The following is a 25365-nucleotide window of genomic DNA, read 5'->3' as shown; positions in this document are numbered from 1 at the left end:
CCGACCAAACTTCAGGTCGGACCGAAAGAAATTAAGGATGAGACGATGTCACATCATTATTCGGGACCCAACTTCGGGTTCCCTCTCGAAGACGCACGTCTAGACCTCACCGACATCTACGCCTTTCCCAAACCGGGAGACGCGAACAAGTCGATCCTGATCATGAACGTGCATCCGTCCTCCACCCTGATCCATCCGGCGGCGACCACTAGAGACCCGTTTGCTTCTGAAGGATTGTACGAGCTGAAGATCGACACGAACGGCGATGCCGTTGCCGATATCGCATTCAGGATGCGCGTTTCGATCTTACCAGGCGGAATTCAAGGTGCCACTGTGTGCCGCGTCGAAGGCGCCCAAGCCTCAGGAACAGATGACGGCGGCGCCGTGGTCGTCCTGAACGCGCCGGTGTCGACAGGCCGGGACGCGCGGATATCGAATTTTGGCGACTACCGGTTTTTCGCGGGCTGGCGCAGCGAACCGTTTTTCTTCGACACGCTCGGCGCCGTCAACGATCTGACGTTTACCGGGTCCGATTTCTTCGCGCAGAAGAACGTCTGCAGCATCGTACTGGAAGTCCCCAATACCGCTTTGGGGTCTGCGCGGATGGGTCTTTGGGCCCGCACGCTCATCAAGCAGAACGGGGCATGGGTGCAGCTTGAACGGGGTGCGCGTCCACAGCAGGCAGTCTTCCTGCCAGGCGAACATCGGGACGCCTATATGGCGGCGCAGCCTGCCGACGACGCGCAATTCGTCGGCGTGTTTGCCCATGCTCTCGAGCACACAGGCGGGTATAAGCCCGAGGAAGCCGAGCGGGTGGCAAAGTCATTGCTGCCGGACGTCATGCCTTACGATCCGGCAAAGCCCGCCTCCTATCCGGACAACGGCAGGACGCTCACCGACGATGCCGCCGACGCCTTCATGGTCGTCCTGACGAACGGCAAGATTTCGGGGGACGGCGTCGGGCCGCACAGCGACCTGCTCACAGAATTTCCATATCTCGGACCGCCGCATGATGTGCAGGCGTGATCTCGGACATTGACCATCCTTGCAGCAAAAAACCATCACCCCAAGGAGAATGACATGCGATCTTTTTTGATAGGTTTGGCTCTTAGCCTGCCGTTCGTAACCTCCGCCTCGGCGCATCCAGCGATTTTCCATGAGCTGTCTTTTGCGGCGGGCGTAGCTCATCCCTTGAGCGGCCTCGACCACATCGCCGCCATGGTGGCTGTCGGTATGTGGGCCGCAATGAAGGGCAACCGGGCGCTTTGGCTTTGGCCCCTGACCTTCGTGGGGGTCATGCTGGTCGGCGGCGTCCTCGGGCTGGCAGATATGCCGGTTCCCTTCGTCGAGCCGGGCATCCTGGCTTCGGTCGTCGTGCTCGGACTGATGGTCACGTTCGCCGTCAATCCGCCGCCATGGCTCGGCGCTGGTTTGATCGGCGTTTTCGCTCTGCTTCACGGCCATGCGCACGGAACCGAAATCGCCCACACTGTAAACGGGCTGGAATACGTTGTTGGATTTGTCGTTGCCACCGTGGCTCTGCATGCCGTCGGTATCGGTCTCGCGCTGGCCCTGAAAGGAACGGCAGCAGGTTCGATCAGCCGTCTGGCGGGGGTCGCCTGCACCGCAGTTGGAATTGGAATGTATGCGGGCGTTCTTTGAAAGGCGCTGCATTCACCTGGAGGAGTTGCTCTCATGCAGACCCACACCCAAGATGGCCGCGAACCGGCCGTGAAGACCGGATTATTCGGTTATCAGTTGTTGACCGATCCCCGGTTCAACAAAGGGACGGCATTCAGCCAGGCCGAGCGTGACCAGTTCGAACTTAATGGATTGCTGCCACCGGCGATCGGCAATCTCGATGAGCAGGTTTCCCGGCGACTGCAGGTGCTGCGCAGTTTCGAAACCGACATCGAGCGCTACGCATTCCTTAGAGACCTTCAAGACACGAACGAAACGCTGTTCTTCGCACTCTTGATCGAAAACCTCGAGGAACTGCTGCCTATCGTCTACACGCCGACGGTCGGGGAAGGATGCGAGCAGTTCAGCCGGCTCTATCGAAAGCCGCGTGGCCTGTTTCTGAGCTACCCCCAGAGGTCGAACATCGAACGGATATTGTCTCATCCGAGTTTCGACGATGTCCGTGTGATCGTGGTGACAGATGGGGAGCGGATACTAGGTCTCGGTGATCAGGGTGCCGGCGGGATGGGCATCCCCATCGGCAAACTGGCACTCTACACTGGATGCGGCGGGATCGATCCTTCTGCGACCCTCCCCATTTTCCTCGACGTCGGTACAGACAATGCCGCACGCCTGGCCGATCCCCTCTATATCGGGTGGCGTCATGAACGCCTCAGGGGACAGGAGTACGACGACTTCATCGAAACTTTTGTCGACGCTGTCAGAAGGCGGTGGCCGAATGTCTTGCTTCAATGGGAGGACTTCGCCAAGAACAACGCAACACGCTTGCTTGAGCGTTACCGCGATCGCCTTTGCACGTTCAACGACGATGTCCAGGGTACTGCAGCAGTTGCGACTGCCACCCTTCTTGCCGCGATGAACGTCACTGGCCGCCCTCTGGCCGAACAACGGTTTGCCGTGCTTGGAGCTGGCTCAGCAGGTTGCGGAATCTCCGCTCAGTTGACCCATGCGCTTGTCGAGGCAGGCGTCAATGCGAAGGAAGCGAGAGGACGCTTCTTCCTGATCGACAGGGACGGTCTGCAGGTGGAGGGCGCGAAAGAGTACGCTTCGTTTCAACGCCCGTTCGTGCAGGCCGCCCCTGTGGTGCAAGGATGGAAACTGGAGCAGCCGGACCGAATTTCGCTTCTCGACGTCGTGCGAAACGCCAAGCCGACGGTGCTGATCGGCGTCTCAGGACAAAAGGGCGCATTCACGCAGGCTGTCGTCAAGACGATGACCACAAATTGCGAACGGCCCATTATTTTCCCATTGTCGAACCCGACATCGAGGGCGGAGGCCACGCCCGAGGACATCGAACATTGGACCGGTGGAAGAGCGGTCATCGGGACGGGCAGTCCCTTCCCACCGCTGACCCGCGACGGCAAGGCATTCAAGGTCGATCAGACCAACAATTCCTATGTCTTTCCGGGAATCGGCCTCGGGGTGACGGCAATCGACGCTACTCGCGTGAGCGACGGCATGATGATGGCGGCGGCAAGAGCCCTCGCCGCGGTTTCCCCGGCGCTGGGAAATTCGAAGGACTCGCTGCTGCCACCGATCGCGTCGCTGAGGGAGGTCTCGGTGACGGTGGCGCTCGCGGTCGCTCTGCAGGCTCATTCCGAAGGACTGGTCGCGCACCCCGTCGCGACCGACGAGATCGAAGGACTTATCCGGCGAGCCGTCTGGGTGCCGCGTTATCGGCCTTACACCCGGGGCAGATGAACCTTGGCAAGCAATGGTTGGCAATGTGCAAGGGGAAGTGGAATATGTACAATACCGTCGTTTGCGCCATCGGTCGGGGATCAAGGGAAAGGACGCAACAGCTCATTACCGCAGCAAGCATGCTCGTTGCTCCGAACGGAAAACTTCATCTAGTCCACGTACTGGACGGGCTGGCGTCCTCTTCCGCCTTCCCCGACGAATGGGATATGGGCGTCATTGCGGATGTCGAGAAAACGCTGGTTAGGGCACTGCGATCCACCGGCACATCTGCCTCAGTCCATGTGCGTGAGGGCAGGCCTTCCGAGGGCGTCGTCGCGCTGCTGAACGAAGTCCATGCCGACCTTGTCGTGATCGTTTCTCATCGAGACGATGCGCTTGAGCACGTATTCGGTTCGGTCCTTGATCATGTCGTCCGGAACGCCCCCTGCTCCATACACATTCTCCGGACTACGGCCTGAGCTGTCCGTCGGAAGCAATGGGATAATTTCCCGGTTGATAGGGGCTGGCCGCTGCGCTACGCCAATTCAATGATAGCGATACCCAAGCCCCTCCACGCCAAAGAGCGAACGTCCATCGGGTCCCGCCGGAGCCCGGAGGCAAAAGCTGCTGTTCTGTCTGCCGCTAGGGAATTGATCGGGGAGAAAGGATATGCGGGTTTCTCTATCGACGAGGTGGCCCGCCGGGCTGGTGCCGGAAAGACAACAATCTATCGCTGGTACCCGACCAAGGCCGACCTGTTCATTTCCATCTATTCCATCGAAAGAGCCGCTTCGGTAACGGTGCCAGACAAGGGATCGCTTCTCGAAGACCTGGGGCTATACATCCAGTCTATGGCGGTTCTGGCTGTCGAACCTGCGGGAGCGGCCCTGAGGGGGCTAATCGCGGAGGCGTTGGGAACGAGCGAGGCGCTCTCGGTGCTCAGAGAGAGATTCCTACCCGAGCGGACGGTGGACGTGAGGCAGTTGCTGGTCGCCGCAGCGAAGCGACGGGAGATCGCCATGGAGGAGGTCGACGACAGGCTTTCACTGGATCGGTTACAGCTGGTTCCGCCTGCTGACGCATGAGCTTCATGATGAAGGTTCGCTGACGGGCGTCATGGCTCATATCGCAAGACGATCCGCCACGTAACAAAACCCTACGGCTTTTCGGCTTCGCCAAATTGGCCGACCACCCCTCACCACGGCCAGGATGTCGGCACCTTCGTTCATGCGATATGTCTGGATCGTTCGCAGGACGACGTAGCTCCGAGATTGCTGAGTGGCCTCAGCGACGATTTCAAGTTCGGAGAGGATATCGGCGGGAACGATGGGCGCTCATCGCGCTTTCTGCTTTTACTCTCATGTCCTGTAGCACAAGCGGAAACGGAAATTTTCAGCAGGGTGATTGGGACAACGGATCTCAGATTAGTTTCGGTGCGGGATCAAATCGGTGATGCTACAACAATCGCTCGCGAATACCTGGGCGGACCAATTGCCATGGAGGGAGTCCGATCTCGCGTTGCCTGCTGATGCTTAAAATCCTCGGGCAGCCGCCGCTCCCGACTGGAGAGGTGTAGTATCAGCACTGGCCGGACGATGGCTTCTGCCTTTTCGAATTTGCCGACAATGTCGTTCGAAACCGTCCATCCAATTTGAATGATCGCCCGTTACGCATGTCGGTTGCTCCTGTCTTGAACAATTGCACCCGCGTCCAGCCCGGCATTGCGGGGCGGCCCGACATTGTTTAACACCCCCAGCATTCCCAACGTCTCAACCACGCCCCACAGCAATAGCCAGTCCGGAAACCGAACATGGTCCTTTGCGTCCAATTGCAGACCTTACGTTCAAGCATCGCGGCTGCCGCTTATGGATGATGCTTATTGTTCGGAGGCATCTTCGAGCGTGTGGAGGTTAAGCAATGACGTTAGCCTGTCTATCGTTCCTTATTGGCATGATCGCGGGGATGCGTCCCTTGACGGCTGCCGCCGCCGTGAGCTGGGCAGCATTCTTTGGCCGGATTGATGTTACTGACGGGTGGCTGGCGTTCCTTGCTTATCCTCTGACACCGTGGATCATCTCCGTGCTTGCGGTGGCGGAAATCGCGGGTGACAAACTGACTTCGTCGCCAAGTCGCAAAGTTGCGGTGCAATTCGTGACGAGGTTGGCCACCGGCGCTCTTCCCGGCGCGGCTGGCGGAGCGGCGTCCGGCTGGGCCCTTGGAGGGGCAATGCTGGGTGTCACCGGAAGCGTGGTCGGAACCTACGGCGGAGTGGCCGCAAGAGGTTGGCTGGAGAACGTGTTCGGGAGTGATTTCCCTGGCGCAGTGCTCGAAGACTTCGTGGCGGTCGCGGGCGCGTCCTTGATAGTGTGGGCAGTGGCGTGAGTGGTCATGCCGGTTGTGCATACCAGGCCCGGGGGTTGGTCGTTGTAGAAACGATACGAGCCGTTTATATCGTGTCTCGACCATCGACCGGTTCGAGCGTTCGTGCGCGAGCCATCGATGATTTGAAGGACCTCAAACCGAGAACCACGGTTCTTGAACGGACAAAGAAAATGGCCGGGACCAACAATATCAAGCCTCCAACCGCATCCAACACTTCGAACGTCACGAACCTTCCGCCGGCTTCCGGAGGGGCCGCGACAACCTCTGCTCACAAGAAGCCGATACTCGTTCCTGCCGCGGCGATCCTGATTGCAGTGCTTGCAGTGGTAGGGGCCGCCTCGAACTGGGATCGTTGGGTTTCTGACCGATCCGTCCAGGCGACCGACGACGCGGCGGTGTTTGCCGACGTCTCGGCTATCAGCGCGCGCGTCAGCGGCACCGTCGAGGCCGTGTCCGTCGACGACTACACCAAAGTGAAAACAGGGGACTTGCTGTTCACGATTGACCGCTCTCCCTACGAGGTTGCGGTCCGTTCGTCGAAGGCCAAACTCGAAGCTGCCCGCGCCCAATTGGAGGACAATGGCAGCCAGCAGGTGTTCCAGCTGGCGAAAATCGACATCGCGGCCGCTCAGCAACAGGCCTCCAATGCCGACGAGGTCCAGACGAAGAAGGAACTCGACCGTCAAACCCGGCTGGCAACGGACGCCGGCGCAAGCTCGCTGCAAAACCTCGAGAAGGCCACGGCGGCCCATGAACGGGCGCTGGCAAACTCAAAGATGAACGAGGCGACTGTCGCCGCGCAAAAGGCACAGCTAGATCTTCTGTTCAAGCAGCGCGATGTCCTCAACGCCAATGTCGACACGGCGGCTTCGGAACTGGCCGCATCCGAACTCGAGCTTGGCTACACGTTGGTCAGGGCACCCTTCGACGGTGTCGTTGCCCGCCGCAACGTCCAGCTTGGCACCTTTGTCGGTGCCGGAACGAGCATGATCTCCATCGTTCCCCTCCCTAACATCTATGTGCTGGCGAACTACAAAGAGAACCAGCTTGCCAATGTCCGTGTCGGGGAGCCGGTCGATATATCGGTCGACACATTTCCGGGGCAAAATTTCAGGGGGACCGTGTCGCGGATCGCGCCAGCAAGTGGCTCGACCTTCGCAGTCCTTCCTCCCGACAATGCATCCGGAAATTTCACCAAGGTCGCTCAGCGCCTTAGTGTCCGTGTTGAACTTGATCCTAAGCAAGCAGCCTTTGACCGGCTCCGCCCCGGCATGTCCGTCGTCACCCGCATCGCAACCCGGGAGTAAAAGGTGGGAACCCGATGTCAGACACCCTCTCGCTGGAAATCGACCGTACTCGCCCGGCCCTGGTCGCCGTGGCTGTGCTCATGGCGGCAATCCTGACCGCTCTCGACCTGCGCACATCGAGCGTTGGCTTGCCCGATCTGCGCGGAGCCTTCGGACTCAGCTTTGATGAAGGCTCATGGCTCGCAACTTTCTCCACCGCTCCGCAGGTGTTGATCGCCCCCTGTGTCGCCTGGCTGGTCGCCGCCTTTGGGGTGAGACGGGTGCTGACCGGACCGGTGATCGTCTATTCCGCCTTGTCACTCGTCATCCCGCTGGTCCAGAATTTCGAACTGCTGTTGTCGCTGCACGCTGTCAGGGCTTTGATGCTTGGCGTCTTTGTCGGTGCGACGCTGATGACGGCCTTCCGCAACCTCGACCGCAAGTACTGGATCGTGGCGCTGGCTTTCTATGTGGTCAGAATCCCTTTTGCGCAGAACCTCGGCCTCTACACGGCCGGCAGCTATTCCCAGACGATCGGATGGCAGTGGCTCTACTGGCAGGATGCTCTCGTTGCACCCGTCATCGGCGTCTTGGTGTGGTTCGGAGCAAAGTCTGTCAGGATTGACAGAAAACTGCTCGCCCACGCCGACTGGGGCGGAATGGCGATCCTGGGCGTCGCGCTGACGATGCTGTTCGTGGCCCTTGACCAGGGGAACCGGCTTGACTGGTTTCGGTCCGGCTTGGTCGTCTCGTTGCTGGCGGCATCGGTTTTCCTGATCGTCGTCTTCCTGCTGCACGAGCATTCCGTAAAGCAACCGTGGGCTCACATATCCATCTTCACGAGAAACATCGCGTTGGGTTTCCTCGCGGTCATTTCGTTCATGGTCGCAAGCCTCTCGAGTTCGCTTCTCGCCCCGAATTTCCTGATTGCGGTCGCCCACCTGCGCCCCGAGCAGATTGGCAACTTTTCCGCTCCATACGCCTTCCTGTTGCTGATCTTCTCGACAATTGCGGCCGTCGTTCTGGTCCGGACGGCCGGGCCTCGCGTCACGCTGATTGTCGGCTTCAGCTGTTTCGCACTGTCATCTTGGCTCGGGACTTTCCTGACAAGCCTCTGGTCGCTGCCGGAATTCGACATCGTCGTCATTCTTCAGACGGTTGCCGAGGAGATCACGTTCCTCGCCGCGGTGACGACGATATTCGTAAACGCAAATCCTATGCGCGCGACGGAGATGACCGCCTACGTCCAGGTCATGAGATTGATCTGTCCTGAGATCGCAGCGACGGTGATGGCGACATGGATCAGGCAACGCGAGCAATTGCATTCATTCCTGATCGGACTGCACGTCACCGACGGAACGCTGCATCTGGATACGGCGAGGCGGAATTTCACCTCTATGGCAAGCGCTGTTCAGCGTGAATCCAACGTCCAGGCCTACATAGACGGCTTCTGGATCACCTTCTACGCAGCCATTGTTGGCCTGCTGGTGGTGTCTCTGATGGCCCCCTCGCCCGCCCATCCGCTGACCAACCACCCACGGTAAGCTAGGGGAATCGAAGCGTTGCAGCGGCTATTGCATGGTCGCCGCAATGCTTCGGGCTCTTTGCCGACCTCAGCGGTTGATCGGAACCACGGCCGCTGCAAGCGGAACATAGACGCGGGCCTGCTTGGCGGAGGTGTCAGTCAGCGTCCCGCTGCCAATCAGATATCCGCCGATGCCCAGCATCGAAAGGAATATGATGGCGAGTGGGAATCCTGTGGCTGCTCGATACTCCGGCATGTCTCTGAAATCCTGGTTGCGCATTTTGGTCTCCATTGGGAGCGGCTCCGGGAGGAGGAGCGGCAGAATGGAGGCTATGGAGTCTTCAATTGCGGAGATTGAATCTTTGCTGCGCGGTTTGAACGTTCGGATGATTTCGCTGCAGGGCCGCATTTCGCGGCTTCTGCTGCACGGTCTACACGCAACTGTTTGACGGCGAAGCGAAGGTATACGTCGAGTTCCACGACTACGCGCTTCATCAGTCCGCTGAGATATTCTATGTGATCGGCAGGGAACGGGGGGCGCTCGCGTCGACAAATGGTTCCCTCGAATTGAAGATACGGACCAGCCGCGTCTTCCGCAAGGTGGACGGCCGCTGGAAACAGACGCATCATCATGGATCGATGGACGACCCCATTTTGCTGACGAAATATCAACAGTTTGTCTCAACAAAACCCGGCGTCTGAGTTGGCGATTGGTCCGCAAAGGTGACCTCCGATGAGACATCACCGCATTGGGTGGCAACTGGCACTGACTCCGCGCCACACGCGATGTCGGGGGCGACAAGCTTCGTTTTCAAACTGCATTGAATGTTGACCCCTTATCGACCTCCAATTTGGGCCGAGGGGCAGGAATCGAGAAGCTGAAGGTGGCACCCGGCCCATCGTTCGGTGAGGCCCAAAGACGTCCCTTGTGGCTCTCGATAATCGTCCGACAGATCGCTAGGCCGATCCCCATACCGTTAGGCTTGGTCGAGTGGAAAGGCTCGAACAATTTCCCGACGATGGCAGGGTCGAACCCCGTTCCGACGTCACGAACCTCCAGGCGGGCGGCACCGTCGGTTTCGAGTTCCGTCCTCACCAGCAGTGACCTTGGCCGATCTTCGATCTCGCCCATGGCGTCGGCGGCGTTGAGGAGCAGGTTCAAGATGACTTGCTGCAATTGGACGCGGTTGGCGCTCAGTGCCGGCAAGCCGTCCGCTAGTTCTGTCTGCAGGCGCGCGCTTCGCCTCGTAAGTTCACCGCCGGCGATCGCAATTACTTCGCGCACTGCGTTGTTCAAATCGACCAACTCGATGACTGGCTCCTTGTTCGAAAACATCTCGCGCAGACGTCTGACCACCTCGGACGCTCGATTGGCGTCTCGGATGGTCCGCTGCGCCGTCGCGACGGCCCCGGCGACGTTTGGCGGCTCGTCCGCCAGCATTCGAAGACAAATGTTGGCGTTGGTGAGGATGCCGGAGAGGGCCTGGCTCACCTCGTGGGCAATGGAGGCGGTCATCGCGTTGAGGGTGGCCACCCTCGCAACATGCGCAAGTTCGCTCTGCGTCCGACGCAAGGTTTCCTCCGCAAGCTTTTGGTCATCGATGTCCGTCGTTGCTCCGACAACCTGAGGACCTTTCCTTCAGCATCGCGCAAGCTCACGGCTTGCTGGAGGTGTCGGCGATTAGATACCATCCTTGGCGCGCAAAGACCTGGTTTCGAACGAGAACCCCTGCCCGGAATGCACGCCCTCCCAGAAGGTCTTACTCGGTCCTCGGGGTGGACCGCAGACATCCAGTTGTTGGGATGCGAACGGATGAACTCAAGTGTCTGACCAGAAAAGTCGAGCCAGACCTGGTTGACGAAATCGAGTGTTCCGTCCGGATCGAGGGTCCAGGCGGACACGGGAAGCTGCTGCAACAGGCCGACCTGTAGTTCGAGATCAGCATAAAGCCGGGCGTTCTCCAACGAAATGGATGCCTGAGCAGCCAGAAGCTCCAGGACCGCGATTTGAGCCGCGCTGAATGCGTGAGACATTTTAGTGTTTTCGAGGAGGAGAAAGCCGGTCAGCTCTCGCTGTTTGATCAAGGGTAGGCACAGAATAGATTTCGATTGTCGATCGCGGAGGTAGACATCCGGGGAAAACATGTTGGGTTCAGAGGCGTCATCGAGGATCACGCGCTCGTGCGTCGACAATACGCAACGAACGATAGTTTCGGGGAAGGCGACCGGGGTGGCCGACCCCTCACCGCCTATGACTTCGATGTGACCGTCAATTGTTCTTGCTTGCGCCTGGACGACATAATCGTCGCCTGAGAGCCGGATCAAAAGGCCGCGATCCGCCCCGGCATTTTTGAGTGCGACCGTCACTAGCCGCTCGATCAGCTTTCGCAACTCGATCTCACTGGACAGAGTCTGAGACGCTTTGACCGCGCCCGCTAACGTATTTGCGTGGGCAACCCGGCTATAGAGCCTGGTCGTTTCCGCCAGCAATCCGATCAATACTACGGTGGAGGTGACGAGCGAGAATGCGCGGCCAGTATAAACACCGAGCGTCGCCCCGTATTGCTGACTTACCACTCGGTGCGCCATGCGCGCCCTCCAATCGCGGCAGTTACCGCCAGTTCGATAATCAGCGCAAGGACGACGATCATAAGCCATTGATCGAGCGCCGAGCGCCTGAATTTCCACAACACGGAAAGGGCAGCGGCGCATATGATCATGGTGAGAGACGTGGGCCAGAGCCTGGCATCACCCGAGTCGCTAAGAGCGAAAGGAAGAATTGAGCGTCCTGATATCGCGAGCCATCCCACATCGAGAAATCCAGAGGCGAGGCAATTGAACGAAGGCATCGGCGATACGATGGTGTCGAGCTGAAGTACAGCGTCCGCCCATTTCAATCCGAACCGCGCTGAATTGGTGCCCACTGGGACGAGGACAAAGTATTGGGCACTTCGCCTTTTTTGGACAGTTCATTCTATGCCCGGGTCGAGACTGCGGCTACCGAAGAGAACGGTCAGCAAAGTGACCTTTTCGGCGAACCGAACCAAGACAGGCCCAGTGCGACTCCCGCCTCCGATCTGCCCAATCAGATCTCGCCTAAAGAGCGCGGCATTGTGCCGCTGGACGCGACGATGTCTGCCGGCTGGCGACTATTCCCATAGGGCCTCAGTTGTTCCCACCTCTAAGGCCTATTCGTATAAAGGAAAAATTCATGCGCAAGATCAGCAATTACATCAACGGCCAGCACTTCTCCCGTCCCGTCGCGGCCACCAGTCCGGTCTATGATCCGAACACCGGCCGAGTGCAGGCAGAGCTTGAACTCGGTGACCGCGCGATCCTTGCAGAAGCAGTCGCAATCGCAAAATCTGCGCAGCCCGCCTGGGCCGCGCTCACACCCCAGCAGCGGTCTCAGGTGATGTTCAGGTTCAAGGCATTAATCGAAGAGCACAAGCAGGAACTCGCCGGCCTGATGTCGTCGGAGCACGGCAAATTGCTGGACGACTCGCTTGGTGAGCTTCAGCGCGGTCTCGACGTCGTGGATTTTGTCTGCGGCGTCCCACACCTGCAGAAAGGCGAGTACACCCGGGGCGCTGGTCCCGGCACCAACGTCTATTCAATCCGCGAACCGCTTGGCGTCGTTGCCGGCATCACGCCCTACAACTTTCCGGCAATGATTCCGCTCTGGATGCTTGCTCCGGCCATTGCTGTCGGCAACGCTTTCATTCTGAAACCGCCGACCCGTACCCCCTCCGTCAGCGTCAGGCTCGCGGAACTCGCTACTGAAGCCGGCCTGCCGGCTGGAATCCTCAACGTCGTCCATGGTGGCAAGGAAGTGGGGGAAGCGATCACCGACCATCCGGACATCAAGGCCGTCAGCTTTGTCGGTTCGACGCCGGTGGCCAAGTCCGTTTACGCGCGCGGCGCGGCCAATGGGCAGCGCGTCCAGTGCATGGGCGGAGCGAAAAATCACGGCGTCGTCTTGCCCGACGCTGATCTTGATCAGGTCGTTGCGGATGCGCTCGCCGGTGCCTTTGGCTCGGCAGGTCAGCGGTGTATGGCGATGCCGGTGATCGTTGCCGTTGGCCAAAAGACAGCCGAGGCACTTCGCGAGCGACTGCAGCGGGAGATATCCAAACTGCGGATCGGCATCGCCTCCGAACCTGAAGCCCAGATGGGGCCGGTTGTCACAGCGGAACACAAGCGCAAGGTCGAGAGCTACATTCAAATGGCCGCTGACGAGGGTGCCGAAGTCGTCATCGATGGGCGGGGCCGGAGCCTGCCGGGCCACGAGGATGGGTTTTTCCTTTGGCCGACACTGATCGATCACGCCACCTCCAGCATGAAGAGCTATCAGGAAGAAATTTTCGGTCCGGTGCTGCAGATCGTTCGGGCGGAGACATTCGAAGAAGCGCTGAGCTACCCGAGCGACCATCACCAAGGCAATGCGGTCTCGATCTTCACGCGCAACGGTTACGCCGCCGACCGTTTCGTGGAAAAAGTTGCCGTCGGCATGGTTGGGGTCAATGTGCCGATGCCGGTGCCGGTCAGCTACCATAGCTTCGGTGGCTGGAAGGACTCTGCATTTGGAGACCTCAATCAATACGGTGAGGACAGCATCCGCTTCTTCACGCGGACCAAGCTGGTCACACAGCGCTGGCCACCCGAGGGACCTGCGCTCGACTAGCCTGCCTCGCCGAAAACGTGATCGATGCTGCCGAACTTCAGCATCGATCACGAGCGGCGCTAGCTCCGTGTTCATCTCCGACGGCTCGCGTTATGTCCGCGTCAGCGTACCGGAACGGATAAGTCGCGCCCCTCCTGTAGCGGCATAAAGCGGCGTACTCCCTGGTTGACGACGATCAGGCCCGACCCAGAGTTAGTGAGGACTACCGAGTGCGAAACAAAAGATGTGTGGGCTAGATGACTTCCAGGATCGATCTCTACTACTGGCCAACCCCAAACGGGCGCAAAATCACGGTCATGCTCGAGGAGCTGGAAGAGCCGTATGACGTCAAATACATCAACATTAAACGGGGCGAACAATTCAGCCCGGCTTTTTTGACCATCGCCCCAAACGGGAAGATACCCGCGATCGTCGATCACGACGGGCCTGACGGCGAACCGATTTCGATCTTCGAGTCGGGCGCGATCCTCCAATATCTCGGACGAAAATTCCAGCGCTTCTACCCTGGCGATGAACGGCGGCGCACCGGTGTGGATCAGTTGCTATTCTGGCAGATGGCAAACCTCGGCCCAATGGCTGGACAGGCAAATCACTTCCGGAATTACTCGGAACAGCGGATCGACTACGCTGTTCAACGCTACACCGACGAAGTCAGGGGGCTGTATGGAGTCATGGACCGACACCTTGCCCAAGAACAGTTTTTAGCCGTCGATTATTCCATCGCAGATATGGCGTGCTTTGGCTGGATCGGACAGCACGCAAATGCTGGATTGCAGCTTGAAGAATTCCCGAAAGTCCAACGCTGGTTCGAAACGATTGCCGCGAGGCCGGCCGTCCTGAAAGCGATTGAGGTTGGAAGAGAAGAACGAAAAAGGCAAAAGCGAGTGGCAAAGGACGAGCGCCGTGCAGAAACGATGCCGGCAAGGGGAGCCATCTCGACTGAGCATGTTCCTCGTCAGACAAGATCGATCAAGCTGGGCAGGTCGAAAGCGAATGTCGCACCGGGTCCGTCTTCATTGGCCGTTGCCATGAGGCGGCCACCGTGGCTCTCGATAATGGAACGGCAGATCGACAGGCCGACCCCCATGCCGTTTGCTTTGGTGGTGTAGAACGCCTGGAAGAGCTTTTCGACGGTTTTCGCGTCAACGCCCGTGCCGGAATCCCGGACGGTCAATTTTATGCCCCCGCTGCCTTGAAGTGACGTCTCGACGACCACTGTCCTCGGTCGATCCTCGACATTGGCCATCGCGTCGACAGCGTTCAGCAACAGGTTCAGGATGACTTGCTGGAGTTGAACCCGGTCCGCACTGATGGGTGGAAGACCATCCGCAAATTTGGTCTGGACAACGGCACCGCCGTTCTTCACCTCGCGCGCCGACAGGGTGATCACTTCCTTCGCCGCGTCGTTGAGGTCGACATTTTCCATAGCCGGGGCCTTTGCGGAGAACATCGCCCGCAAGCGCCGGACGATTTCGTTGGCTCGCTCCGCATCGCGGATCGTCCGCCGAACCGCTCCTCCGATGACGGTCAGGCTGGGGGAATCGGCCGCCAGCATCCGCAGGCAGGTTCCTGCGTTTGTGAGGATTCCGGACAGGGGCTGGCTGACCTCGTGGGCGATGGAAGCTGTCATGGCATTGAGAGTGGCGATCCGTCCCACATGGGCAAGGTCGCCTTGCGTTTGCCGCAACGTCTCTTCAGCCCGTTTCTGAGCGCGTTTCTGGTCGTCGATGTCAGTCGTCGTGCCGATGAATTTAAGGACTTTTCCTTCCGCATCGCGCAGGACGACAGCTTGCTGAAGGTGCCATCGATACGTTCCGTCAGTGGCGCGGAGCGACCGGGTTTCGAACGCGAAACCCTGGCCCTGGCTCACGCCCTCATAAAAGCTACGGGCGGCTATTTCTCGGTCGTCGGGATGGATCGCGGTCATCCAGGCTTCGGGATGTGTCCGGACGAACTCGAGCGTCTGGCCGGAAAAATCAAGCCAGACCTGGTTGACGAAATCTGGCGTCCCATCCGGCCCTAAGGTCCAGGCGGATACAGGAAGAAGATGCAGCAATCGCACTTTGCTTTGCAGTTCGTTGTAGACAGCCGCGTTTTCCAGCGAGATCGATGCCTGCGAAACCAATAGCCCCAAAACGGCAACCCTGTCCGGCGTGAAGATACCCGGTGAGAGGTTGTTTTCGAGGTAAAGTGCTGCCACCAGCCTCTTTTTCCTGACGATCGGAAGGCAGAGGACAGATCGGCATCGCTTCAGCCGCAGATACTCATCTTTGAAATACTGGTTTGCAGACGAGCCATCGTCCAACAGCACGCGCTCCTGGGTCCGCACCACATAATGAAGGATGGACTGCGGTAGATCGGACGATGTTATGACGGCGGAATTCCGAGCGACAACCTCGATCGCGCCCGATCCGGCCGTCGCCTCAGCTTCGATCCGCGGCTCACCTTCCCTGATCAGGATCAACAGACCACGCTCCGCGCCTGCATGCTCCAGCGCGATATGCATCAGTCGCTCAATCAACTTGGGAAGGACAATTTCGCTTGAAAGCGCCTGCGCGGCTTTCACGACCGCTGCGACATCCAGTTCGCCCATCCATGGATCGATCGCCGCCGTGGTGATAGAGGCGCGCTCCTCGCGCAGGCCCGGATGGCGTTCTTCCAGTTGCTTTGTTTTTCCATAGGCACCCCAGCGGTGGTAGCAGGTGTAGGCGTTGCGCAGATGAGCATTGCTGGAAGTATCCAGACTGCATTCGGAATAGAAGCGCGCCAACAGTTCATTTGCGAGCGCCTCGTTGTGAATGAAGCCATTTTTCCTTGCCGATTTGATTGCAGCATCATAGTGGCGTGCGGCATCCTGCTCCCGCCCCTCTATCCGGGCGATTTCGGCTGCGATCAGCGACGAACGGTTTTCGAAATTTTCCGGGCAGTGTTCTGCCCATATCTGGATTTGCCTATGGTGGGCGACCAGCGCCTTCATATCTGCGGACTGGTGGTCCAGACCGCAGACTATCGAACCAGCTCGCGCCAGCGCAGCATAGAAGTGATATTCGGCCTTCTCGAAATGTGCAGGAGTGGTCCAGAGAAGGGTTTGTGCCTTGTCAGCCGCCGCGACAGCTGCTGGGTAGTCCTGCATGAAGACGCGGGACTGTATTCTACGAATCCAGTACCAGCAGGCTGCAATCGCCAGGTTGGGGTCTGCCTCAAGACGCTCCTCCAATTCGCGCTCGTCCAATTCTGCTCCTGCCACAGGAAAGGAATTATGTATGGCCCCCGACAGCGTCCGGACCAAGTGGCGCTGACCCTTTATGATGTCAACGATAAGGCCGAAACCGGCCTTAGATGCGAACTCGATGCCTTCTGTCGCTTCCTTTTCCACCTCACCCAGCAGTTCACCGCAAGCCAGGGAGTTGGTCACGAGATTGTCGCGGCAATAAGCAGCGTAAGTAACGTCGCCGGCTCTGCTTGCCAAGTCGAACGCCTGCTTTACGAACACACGGGTTGATCTGACGTGCTCCGCCCAAGGGCTCACATAGATTGCGAATGCCTGATAAACACGGGCTTTGAAGGCATCAAGGCCTGGCTTGCCGACGAGATCGAGGCTCAGTCGGCCGAAGCTGCGGGCCGCGGGATAGTTCTCGAAATATGACGACAGGATCATGCCGAAGAAGACGTAAGCGCAACTCGATCCACTGCAGTTGCCGTATTCCAGGCTGAGGTTCACCATCCGCATCGTGATCAGGCAGAGCAGCTTGTCGTCGATGTTCTGGGTGGATGGCTGCACCTTGGTGAGGACGTCCATGGTCGCACGCGTGCTCGCGTCCTGTATTATCGGCAGGTCGATCAAATCCTCGATCGGCCGGCTTCCTATCCGTTGCCATATTTGTTCGTATTCCTGCTTCACCTCCAGGTCAGTGGGATGCGGTGACCACTCGACGCCGACCTTCCGGAGATAATCAAGGCACACGGCGACTGCGCGATCCGACTGACTGAGCACGGCGTACAGATCCACTCGCAGGCACGTCACCGCAGCCATGTCGACGAGGTTTGCCGCGCGGCCCGAAAGGGCTGTCAACCTATGTTCCGCCGCGGTCAAATCCCCCGTCAGCAATTCGCATCCGGCCCGTTCCACTTCCAATGCGAAGCCCAGCTCCCGCCGGCTTTCCCGATCACGATCGCCCAGCAGATTCGATCCGGCGACGAGATATGTGAGCGCCGAGGCATAAGCTGCAGATGCTTTGGCGCGCCGGGCTGCCTGCAGGTCAATTGCCGCAACTCGGGTTTTTTCGTCGTCATCGACCAGCAGTTCAGCGCCGCCATTCAGCTGGCGGGCAACCTCGAAGATATGTTCGGCCAGATTGTCAGTCGTCAGGTTCAAAAGCAGCAGCCTGCCAATCCGCAGATGCACGGCCGCTCGTTCGTTGTCTGCAATGAGCGCGTAGGCGGCCTCCTGAATGCGGTCATGCAGAAAAGCATACTTCTGCTCGAGTCGAACAATGAGTCCGGCGTGCGCGGCTTCCAGCAGCGCGTCATGGATATTCCCTTCGGACAGGCCCAGTGCCGCGCTCAGCAACCCGACTTCGGCGACATTCCCAAGACAGGCGAATTGCTGGAGAGCGATCTGCGTCTGCGATGACAATCGCCGCAGTTTGCTCAGCATCAGGTCGACGACATTGTTAGAATAAGCCTTGGCGCGAATCTCATTGAGATCAAAGCCCCAGCCGGCTGCTTCGCGATCGAACCTGAGCAGCCCCTCGTCGGTGAGAGATGTGAGAAGCTGGATTGCAAAGAACGGGTTGCCGCCGGTCTTCTCGTGTATCAAAAGCGCCAGAGGATGAGCGGAGCTACGATCGCCATCCAGAGCGTCTGCCGTAAGCTGCTCAACGTCGTGGATTCCGAGAGGCGCGAGCAGGATGTTTTCTATTTTTGCACCCCCGTCGCGCATCCTTGCAAATGTTCGCATCAGCGTATGTGACGGACTGACTTCGTTGCTACGGTAGGCCCCGATCAACAGCAGGTGCCTCATATCCGGCTCGGTCGCCAGGCGCTCCAGCAAGTCCAGGCTCGCCATGTCCAACCATTGCAGGTCATCGAGGAACAGCGCGAGGGGATGCTCCGGGCGAGCGAATACACCGAGGAAACGGACGAAGACCGACTGGAAACGCGCCATCGTTTCCTGAGCCCCCACTTCAACCGCCGGGGGCTGTTTGCCGATGACGAATTCGAGTTCGGGGACAAGATTGACGATCAGCTGGCCATTTGGACCCACCGCCTCCACGATATCTCGCCGCCACTGGTCGACCTCGGCTTCGCCCTTCACCAGAATTTGGCGGACAAGCGTCTGAAGTGCCTCCGCCAGCGTCGCGTACGGAATGTCGCGCTTGTACTGGTCGAATTTGCCCGCCGCGAATATCCCGCGTGACGGAACGAGCGCCCGGTGCAGCTCGCTGACAACGGACGATTTGCCAACGCCGGAATACCCGGATACCAGCACCACCTCGGGGACACCGTGCTCGACCACCCGGCCAAACGCCGCAATCAGTGCATCGACGTCGCTCTCCCTCCCGTAAAGCTTCTCGGGTATCAGCAACTTGTCCGACGTATCGTCCGCACCCAGGACGAAAGGATCAATCCGGCCTTTCGACTGCCAGTCAGACAGACAGCGCCGGAGGTCGGCCTCCAGACCAACAGCCGTCTGATAGCGTTCCTCCGCATTCTTGGCGAGGAGCTTGATGACAATGGCCGACAGCGGCGCGGGAACCGCGCGGCGTTGGGCGGGTGGCACCGGCTGCCGCGCGATGTGACTGTGGACCCATTCCAAAGGGTCGACGGCGGAAAAGGGGAGCACGCCGGTGAGCAGTTCGTAGAGGACGACCCCTAAAGAATAAAGATCGCTGCGCGCATCGACCGAGCGGTTCATACGCCCGGTCTGCTCCGGAGACATATAGGCAAAGGTGCCAGCCATGATCTCAGTCGGAAGAGCCATCATGCGTTCGCGGCGCATGCGGGAAGCGATGCCGAAGCTTGTCAGCCAGGCCCGACCGGACTTGTCGACCAGAAAGGCCGACGGCTTTATGTCTCTATGGATGAGGCCACTCCCATGAGCGGCCGCCAGCGCGGATGTCAAACCGATTGCAATTCGTAAGACGTTGGCCCGCTCGGTGGGTTTCCCGTGGTGCTGCGCAATCAAGCGGTTAAGAGGTTCCCCGCCTGGGTCTTCGAAAATAAGGATTGGCCGTTCTTGATGAAGTCTGAGCGCGAGCGGTTTTGCCGCCCACGCTGCATCAAGGTCCGCCGCCAGCGAATATTCGTGTTCAAGAATCTGGAGGGTCCTGGGGGATGGTTTCTCGGCAACTGGGGCGACGGCAAGTATACGCGCCTGGTCGCCGCTGCTTCTTCCGCGGTACCACGCAAACTCGGTCTCTTCGCGGAGCGTCTCCAGTTCGTAGTCCGCAGGCTCAGCCACCCAAGGCACCTCTCGTCGCCAGGCACAAAAACCGGTTTGCACCAATAGGAACGGGCTCACGCCCAAGAGCCGCGAGCTTAGTTTAAGCCAAAGCTGCTTCGACCGCTAGTCTGCGCCAATTGTCCTATGGTATCGGTTATACTTCGATGTTTATCGACATAAAAAACCGCTCGCCACCCGGTATCGAGCAACTTGCGTCCTGCTGATGAAGCACATCGCGCGTCGGTCCCCAAGCGTCTCATTGATCGCAATCGAGACCAACGTATCGAGGATACCATCGTCCAATATCTCCAGCTTTAGCTTCAGGTAATGGTGGCACTATCGATGCGCCAAGCCACACGATGTCGTGAGGTTTGAAGGGCAGGCTTCTGACCAAGATGTCTGTCGATGGTTGCGCACGTGCTCCCGAAAATTCACAGGCGGGAATTGGACTTGGAAATACGGATCGCGTGGCAAATCGAGTGCATACGGAGAAACCTATGAGTTCCACACAAGCAACTAAGGATCCGGGAATGACGGAGCTGCCGATAGGAATTGCCGCCGTGGGTATGCGCACGGAGTTTGATTCCATGGGAGAGGTTGAGGTCCCGGGAAACCGCTATTGGGGCGCTCAGACCGAACGGTCACTCCATCATTTCAACATCGGCGGCGATAGAATGCCGAAACCGATCTATCACGCTTATGGCTATGTAAAAAAAGCATGTGCGCTTGTGAACGCATCGGCCGGAAGGTTGCCCGCTTGGAAGCGCGATGCGATCGTCCGGGCGGCTGATGAGACCATCGCCGGAAAACTTGACGAGCACTACCCATTGTTTGTCTGGCAAACCGGCTCCGGTACGCAATCGAACATGAACGTGAACGAGGTGATCTCGAACAGAGCCATCCAGCTTCTGGGGGGCGTTATCGGATCGCAAAAGCCTATCGGCCCGAACGACGACGTCAACATGGGGCAGTCTTCCAACGACACCTTTCCGACCGCCATGCACATCGCTTCGATCGACGCGGTCGACACCGTGCTCCTGCCGCAAGTCGAAAAACTCGCCGAAACCATCGAGCGAAAGGCCGATGGTTGGATGAACGTCGTCAAGATCGGACGCACACATCTTGAAGATGCCGTTCCATTGACCGTCGGGCAGGAATGGCATGGCTGGGCCGGTCAAATTCGTGCAGCGGTCGGTGACATCAAAGCGAGCCGGCGAGGACTCTACGAACTTGCGGTGGGAGGAACCGCCGTCGGCACGGGCCTCAACGCCCCGGACGGCTTCTCTCGGGATGTCGCCGCCAAGATCGCTGAATTGACCGGCAAACCGTTCGTGACCGCTCCGAACAAGTTCGCGGCCCAGGGTTCGCTCGACGCAATGGTCAGGGCCCATGCGGGCCTACGGGGTTTGGCGGTCTCGCTCATGAAAATCGCCAACGACATGCGATGGTTGGCATCTGGACCACGCTGCGGCTTGTCCGAACTCAATCTGCCGTCAAACGAACCGGGGTCGTCGATCATGCCCGGGAAGGTCAATCCCACCCAATGCGAAGCGATCGTAATGATCTCCATCCAGGTTTTGGGGAACGACTGCGCAGTCGCGTTCGCCGGAAGCCAGGGCAATTTCCAATTGAACGCGATGCGGCCGGTGATCATAAACAACTTTCTCCATTCGGCTCTCATCCTCGCTGACGGTTGCGCGAAGTTTCGAGAATTTTCAGTGGAAGGCACGGAGTTGGATACCGCGAAAATCGGCTCCTACGTCGAGGGGAGCGTCATGTTGGTCACGGCGCTGTCGCCGTTGATCGGGTACCAGAACGCAGCGCACATAGCCGAGCGTGCGATCGCGGACGGCATCACGCTCCGCGAGGCGGCACTTGCCTCCGGCAAGGTCGATGCAGCGGTTTTCGACAGGACGATCAATCCGTTGCAGATGGTAGGCGAAGGTCTCGCCGGGGCGTGATGGCTATGGGCACCTCCAACATGAGCAGGCCGGTCATACATGAAGCCCGGCCGCCTGGGATCGATCCGGTCAGCCATTTCATACTGAAGACCGCAAGACTCCTGTTAATCAGCGGTGCTGATGCAGAGTACGTTCGTCGGCGGACCAAGGTGGTTGTCTCGAGGCTCGGTCTGTCTGCCGAGATTTTTTTGAGTGGCGAGGGCCTCCTGCTCATGATCGATGCCGGAACAAGCTATCGCACCCGTATAGGCCCGCGGATCGCAGGGATGGGAGCCAACACAGGACTGTTCGATGCTGTCGAAGGCGTGACAAAGTGCGTAGTCGCGGGGTCGATGGACCTGAGCGAGGCGCTGGGGCGCCTTGAAGCCCTCGAGGGATCACCGGTCCGGTATCCCGCCTGGCTCATCATCCCTGCCGTGGCAGGCACCATGGCGGCGCTCTGTCGTCTATTTGGAGGGGAGTGGTCAGTCGTCCTTGCCGCTTTCCTGGCGGGACTGGTGAGCACCCTGCTCCGCCAGGGTTTCAGCGCGCGTCACCTGAATTCGATTGTCTCCTCGTTCACCACGGCGCTGGTCAGCGCGGTGGTCGCAGCACTTGTTCTCAGACTGATGTCGACCGCCCCGACGGTTCTGGCGTTCGTGGCAGCGGGGATGATACTCGTTCCTGGCGTCCCCTTGATCAACGGGATCGCCGACATGGCAAGCGGCCACACAGGGATTGCTTCGTTCAGGCTGGCGTTGGGGACGGTAACGGTGGTCGCCATAGGATTTGCGCTTTTCCTGGCGGCAAACCTGGTTGGCGAACCCTTGACCGTCGACCTTGCAACCGCCCCGATTCCCGTTTGGCAGGACTTCTGTTTCTCCGGTGTCGCTGCATTCGGCTTCGCGATACTGTTCAACTGCCCGGCCCGGGCAATCCTGGCTTGCGTGGTCTGCGGCATGGTCAGTCACGGCCTGCGGAGTGAACTCGGCGCTCTTGGCCTGGACCTGGCGACGGCAACGCTAACCTGCTCGTTTATCGCTGGACTTATCGCCCACAGCGCAAGCGGGTGGTTGTCACTCCCGTGGCCAACATTCGCATTTCCGGGAACGGTTGCGATGATTCCCGGATCGTATGTGTTCCGAGCGAGCGTCGGCGGCTTGGAAATCATGGCAAAAGGCGTCGACACTCCCCCTGCAATTCTTGCGGAGTCCGCCTCGGTCGGCATTTCGGCCTTGGTACTAACGGCTGCGGTGGGAGTAGGCCTGCTGGTTGCTTCGTCGCTCGCAGGAATTGTCGTGGTCGCGCGGCACCGATCCGACACGTCTGGTGCCGATTGAGGCGGAGCAAGATGTTGCGGTTATCTCTTTCAAAACTGCTGAGCTTGAACGCCGGCTTTGTCGACACCTTGGGATTTCTCGCGCTTCACGGTCTGCTCGCCGCTCATGTCACAGGCAATCTGGTGACATTCGGTGCGGCGGTGGTGCTGGAAACATCCGGTGCGACTGCAAAGCTGCTGGCGTTGCCTGTATTCTGCGCAGTGATCGTGGTCGCACGACTGGCAAGTTTTTGGCTGATTAAGCGACGTTGGCCTGTTCTGAAAACCATGCTTTCTATTCAGGTGGCCTTCCTCGTTGTCGCGGCAAGCCTCATGGTCACTTACGGCCCCTTTCCGAAGGGTGATGGATGGCAGGCCGTCCTCGTCGGATTGGCCCTCATCGGCGCAATGGCAATACAAAATGCGGCTCATCGAATTCATTTCGGGACGTCACCTCCGACCACGATGATGACGGGCAACATAACCCAGGCCATGATCGATTTGGCGGATGGGATATGGGGATGGAATCCTGACTCGAGAGAGGCTACCCGACGGCGAATGGTCGAAATGCTTACAAGTGTGGCGGCATTTGCGTCCGGCTGCGCGCTGGCAGCGGCGGCGTTCACGTGCTCAGGAAGCTTGTGCTTTTTGATACCTCCCATGATCGGGCTCTTGGCACTGGTAGCCCAACCAGGGACCCCATTGGGAAAGCTCGAAGTAAGGGGCGCTCTTTCGACCACATCATCAGAAGGATAAAAGCTTCGGCTACAACCCTCCAACCACCCATTCCGGTAAACCTGTGCGATGCTGACGTAACTCAAACCCGCCAGTACCGGAGGTTCGCTTCCGCCGTCCAACAACAACGGTCTTGTCCAATTATCGTTGCGGTCACGCCACCGGAGGGATTGGCCTGCCACGACAAACTTGCATCCTGCAGCGCGTGTATAGCCAGCCGGTCGGCACAACCGAAAAGGCTTCTCGGTCGTGGCCCTCGTGAGCGTCAGCAAGTAGCCGTACTGGTTCATCAGATTGGTGAAATCGACGGCTTTTTACACCTCGAAGACGTTGTCCTTGTACGGCAGCGCCCAGCTCTTAATCTGGACGAGGGCTTTCCTGTCGCGGCCATGCTAGTCGATTGATTCCAACGTTTGGTGCCCACGCTTGACGGCCGCAATGATCTCATCGGGGTCGGCTTTCCAGATGAATGGCGTTGGCTCCTGATTGTGCTCTTTGATGAAGCGGTTGATAGCTGCCTGCAGGTCGACGACGGAATGAAAGACGCCGTATTTCAACCGTCGACGCGTCAGTTTTGCAAAGAAGCCCTCAACTGCATTGAGCCATGAGCAAGACGTTGGGATGAAGTGGAAGGTCCATCTCGGATGGCGTGCCAACCAGGCGCGAACCTTCGGCTGCTTATGGGTGGCGTAGTTGTCGAGAATGACGTGGACGGCCTTATCTATCGGCAACTCCGCCTCAATGGCATTGAGGAATCGAATGAACTCCTGATGGCGATGGCGTTGCATGTTGCGGCCGATGACCGACCCGTCGAGAACATTGAGAGCGGCAAACAAGGTGGTGGTGCCGTGGCGCTTATAGTCATGGGTCATCGTGCCGCCGCGCCCTTTCTTGAGTGGCAGACCCGGCTGCGTTCGGTCGAGCGCCTGGATCTGGCTCTTTTCATCGACGGATAGGACGATCGCATGGGCTGGCGGTGAGACGTATAGCCCGACGACGTCATGCAATTTCTCGGCAAACGCCTTGTCATTCGAAAGTTTGAAGCTGCGCCAGCGGTGTGGTGCAAGGCCATGCTCATGCCAGATCTTCACGACCGAGGAGGCTGCGATCCCAACCACCTTTGCCATCGCACGAACGGTCCAGTGTGTGGCTTCCTGCTTCGGTGTTTCCAGCGTCAATGCGATCACCCGCTCGACCAGTTCGGTGTCGAGCGGTGCGATGCCGGGTGGCCGGCTCTTGTCGCGCAGAAGGCCATCCACACCCTCAGTCATGAAGCGCTCCTGCCAGCGCCAGACACAAGTCTTGGATTTGCCAGTCGCCTCCATGATCGCGACCGTGCCCAAACCGTCGTCGCTCATCAAGATGATCTTCGCCCGCCACACGTGCTTTTGCGGAGAGACCGGCGCAGCTACAATGGCCTCTAGTCGACTCCGGTCGGCAGTGGAAACTTCAAATGTGATCCCTGTACGCATTTTCGCATCTTCGCACGGCGACGACGAAAAAGGAATCCCATGCGGACTCTTTTGTTTCGATCAATCCACGAGTCGATTGATTCCAACACTTGGTGCCCACGTCTGACGGCTGCGATGATGTCGTCAGGGTCTGCTTTCCAGATGAACGGCTTCGGCTCTTCATTGTGCTCTTTGATAAAGCGGTTGATGGCTGCCTG

At 58.8% G+C, this 25365-nt stretch carries 18 protein-coding genes and 2 pseudogenes; 14 read left to right on the top strand and 6 right to left on the bottom strand.

Going from position 1 to position 25365, the window contains the following annotated elements; genetic code table 11:
• Nucleotides 1–45 precede the first annotated feature (45 nt).
• From CPY51_RS07275 to CPY51_RS07240, 8 genes are all read left to right on the top strand, one after another.
• Nucleotides 46–1026: a DUF4331 family protein gene (locus CPY51_RS07275; RefSeq protein WP_111159625.1), complete on the top strand. Its 981-nt coding sequence runs from the start codon at nucleotides 46–48 to the stop codon at nucleotides 1024–1026.
• 54 nt (nucleotides 1027–1080) lie between these two features.
• On the top strand, nucleotides 1081–1662 hold the full coding sequence (locus CPY51_RS07270) for a HupE/UreJ family protein (RefSeq protein ID WP_111159624.1): 582 nt from the start codon (nucleotides 1081–1083) through the stop codon (nucleotides 1660–1662).
• 33 nt (nucleotides 1663–1695) lie between these two features.
• Complete coding sequence (locus CPY51_RS07265) at nucleotides 1696–3402, top strand: NAD-dependent malic enzyme (RefSeq protein WP_111159623.1); 1707 nt, start codon at nucleotides 1696–1698, stop codon at nucleotides 3400–3402.
• 44 nt (nucleotides 3403–3446) lie between these two features.
• Nucleotides 3447–3860 carry a universal stress protein gene (locus CPY51_RS07260; protein WP_111159622.1) on the top strand — a complete coding sequence of 138 codons (414 nt, stop codon included), beginning with the start codon at nucleotides 3447–3449 and terminating at the stop codon, nucleotides 3858–3860.
• A 69-nt stretch (nucleotides 3861–3929) separates the two neighbouring features.
• A complete protein-coding gene (locus CPY51_RS07255; RefSeq protein WP_244598511.1) occupies nucleotides 3930–4466 on the top strand; it encodes a TetR/AcrR family transcriptional regulator in 537 nt (178 codons plus the stop codon).
• A gap of 832 nt (nucleotides 4467–5298) precedes the next feature.
• The gene (locus CPY51_RS07250) at nucleotides 5299–5763 is read left to right on the top strand and encodes a DUF4126 domain-containing protein (RefSeq protein WP_111159621.1); all 465 of its coding nucleotides are present in this window, start codon (nucleotides 5299–5301) and stop codon (nucleotides 5761–5763) included.
• Nucleotides 5764–5933: 170 nt separating this feature from the next.
• A complete protein-coding gene (locus CPY51_RS07245; protein WP_111159620.1) occupies nucleotides 5934–7070 on the top strand; it encodes an HlyD family secretion protein in 1137 nt (378 codons plus the stop codon).
• Nucleotides 7071–7084: 14 nt separating this feature from the next.
• Nucleotides 7085–8593, top strand: a complete 1509-nt coding sequence (locus tag CPY51_RS07240; RefSeq protein ID WP_111159619.1) for an MFS transporter — start codon at nucleotides 7085–7087, stop codon at nucleotides 8591–8593.
• Nucleotides 8594–8662: 69 nt separating this feature from the next.
• On the opposite strand, the gene CPY51_RS32230 is transcribed toward CPY51_RS07240, so the two are convergent.
• Nucleotides 8663–8866 (bottom strand): hypothetical protein, encoded by a 204-nt coding sequence (locus CPY51_RS32230; RefSeq protein ID WP_146260090.1) that lies wholly within the window; start codon nucleotides 8864–8866, stop codon nucleotides 8663–8665.
• 149 nt (nucleotides 8867–9015) lie between these two features.
• Here CPY51_RS32230 and CPY51_RS34020 point away from each other — a divergent pair, with 149 nt between their 5' ends.
• Nucleotides 9016–9276: a nuclear transport factor 2 family protein gene (locus tag CPY51_RS34020; protein WP_111159617.1), complete on the top strand. Its 261-nt coding sequence runs from the start codon at nucleotides 9016–9018 to the stop codon at nucleotides 9274–9276.
• A gap of 109 nt (nucleotides 9277–9385) precedes the next feature.
• Here the strand turns inward: CPY51_RS34020 and CPY51_RS07225 are convergent, their stop codons facing one another.
• Both CPY51_RS07225 and CPY51_RS07220 read right to left on the bottom strand, forming a co-directional pair.
• Nucleotides 9386–10090, bottom strand: coding sequence for a sensor histidine kinase (locus tag CPY51_RS07225; RefSeq protein ID WP_111159616.1), 705 nt, complete (start codon nucleotides 10088–10090; stop codon nucleotides 9386–9388).
• Nucleotides 10087–11163 (bottom strand): GAF domain-containing protein, encoded by a 1077-nt coding sequence (locus CPY51_RS07220; RefSeq protein ID WP_195909458.1) that lies wholly within the window; start codon nucleotides 11161–11163, stop codon nucleotides 10087–10089. The genes CPY51_RS07225 and CPY51_RS07220 overlap by 4 nt, the downstream gene beginning before the upstream one ends.
• A 622-nt stretch (nucleotides 11164–11785) precedes the next feature.
• On the opposite strand from CPY51_RS07220, the gene CPY51_RS07210 reads away from it, so the two are divergent.
• Both CPY51_RS07210 and CPY51_RS32975 read left to right on the top strand, forming a co-directional pair.
• Nucleotides 11786–13258 carry a CoA-acylating methylmalonate-semialdehyde dehydrogenase gene (locus CPY51_RS07210; RefSeq protein ID WP_111159613.1) on the top strand — a complete coding sequence of 491 codons (1473 nt, stop codon included), beginning with the start codon at nucleotides 11786–11788 and terminating at the stop codon, nucleotides 13256–13258.
• A gap of 236 nt (nucleotides 13259–13494) precedes the next feature.
• Nucleotides 13495–14175, top strand: a pseudogene (locus CPY51_RS32975) (glutathione S-transferase N-terminal domain-containing protein); the annotation flags it as partial.
• A gap of 38 nt (nucleotides 14176–14213) precedes the next feature.
• Here the strand turns inward: CPY51_RS32975 and CPY51_RS07200 are convergent.
• On the bottom strand, nucleotides 14214–19721 hold the full coding sequence (locus CPY51_RS07200; RefSeq protein ID WP_195909457.1) for a trifunctional serine/threonine-protein kinase/ATP-binding protein/sensor histidine kinase: 5508 nt from the start codon (nucleotides 19719–19721) through the stop codon (nucleotides 14214–14216).
• A gap of 479 nt (nucleotides 19722–20200) precedes the next feature.
• On the opposite strand from CPY51_RS07200, the gene fumC reads away from it, so the two are divergent.
• The 3 genes from fumC to CPY51_RS07185 are packed head-to-tail and all read left to right on the top strand — an operon-like array spanning nucleotide 20201 to nucleotide 23717.
• Nucleotides 20201–21664: a class II fumarate hydratase gene (gene fumC, locus CPY51_RS07195; protein ID WP_111159611.1), complete on the top strand. Its 1464-nt coding sequence runs from the start codon at nucleotides 20201–20203 to the stop codon at nucleotides 21662–21664.
• A gap of 20 nt (nucleotides 21665–21684) precedes the next feature.
• Nucleotides 21685–22983 (top strand): threonine/serine exporter family protein, encoded by a 1299-nt coding sequence (locus CPY51_RS07190; protein ID WP_195909456.1) that lies wholly within the window; start codon nucleotides 21685–21687, stop codon nucleotides 22981–22983.
• A gap of 11 nt (nucleotides 22984–22994) precedes the next feature.
• Complete coding sequence (locus tag CPY51_RS07185; RefSeq protein WP_111159609.1) at nucleotides 22995–23717, top strand: YoaK family protein; 723 nt, start codon at nucleotides 22995–22997, stop codon at nucleotides 23715–23717.
• A gap of 371 nt (nucleotides 23718–24088) precedes the next feature.
• Here the strand turns inward: CPY51_RS07185 and CPY51_RS07180 are convergent, their stop codons facing one another.
• Both CPY51_RS07180 and CPY51_RS07175 read right to left on the bottom strand, forming a co-directional pair.
• Nucleotides 24089–25168 carry an IS630 family transposase gene (locus CPY51_RS07180; RefSeq protein ID WP_111159608.1) on the bottom strand — a complete coding sequence of 360 codons (1080 nt, stop codon included), beginning with the start codon at nucleotides 25166–25168 and terminating at the stop codon, nucleotides 24089–24091.
• A 74-nt stretch (nucleotides 25169–25242) separates the two neighbouring features.
• A pseudogene (locus CPY51_RS07175) lies at nucleotides 25243–25365 on the bottom strand (IS630 family transposase); the annotation flags it as partial.

Source organism: Arminella tubonensis (assembly GCF_003240585.1).
Taxonomy (GTDB): Bacteria; Pseudomonadota; Alphaproteobacteria; order Rhizobiales; family Rhizobiaceae; genus Rhizobium; species Rhizobium tubonense.
The sequence above is the reverse complement of the archived record's forward strand: the minus strand, read 5'-3'. Positions and strand labels throughout refer to the sequence as shown.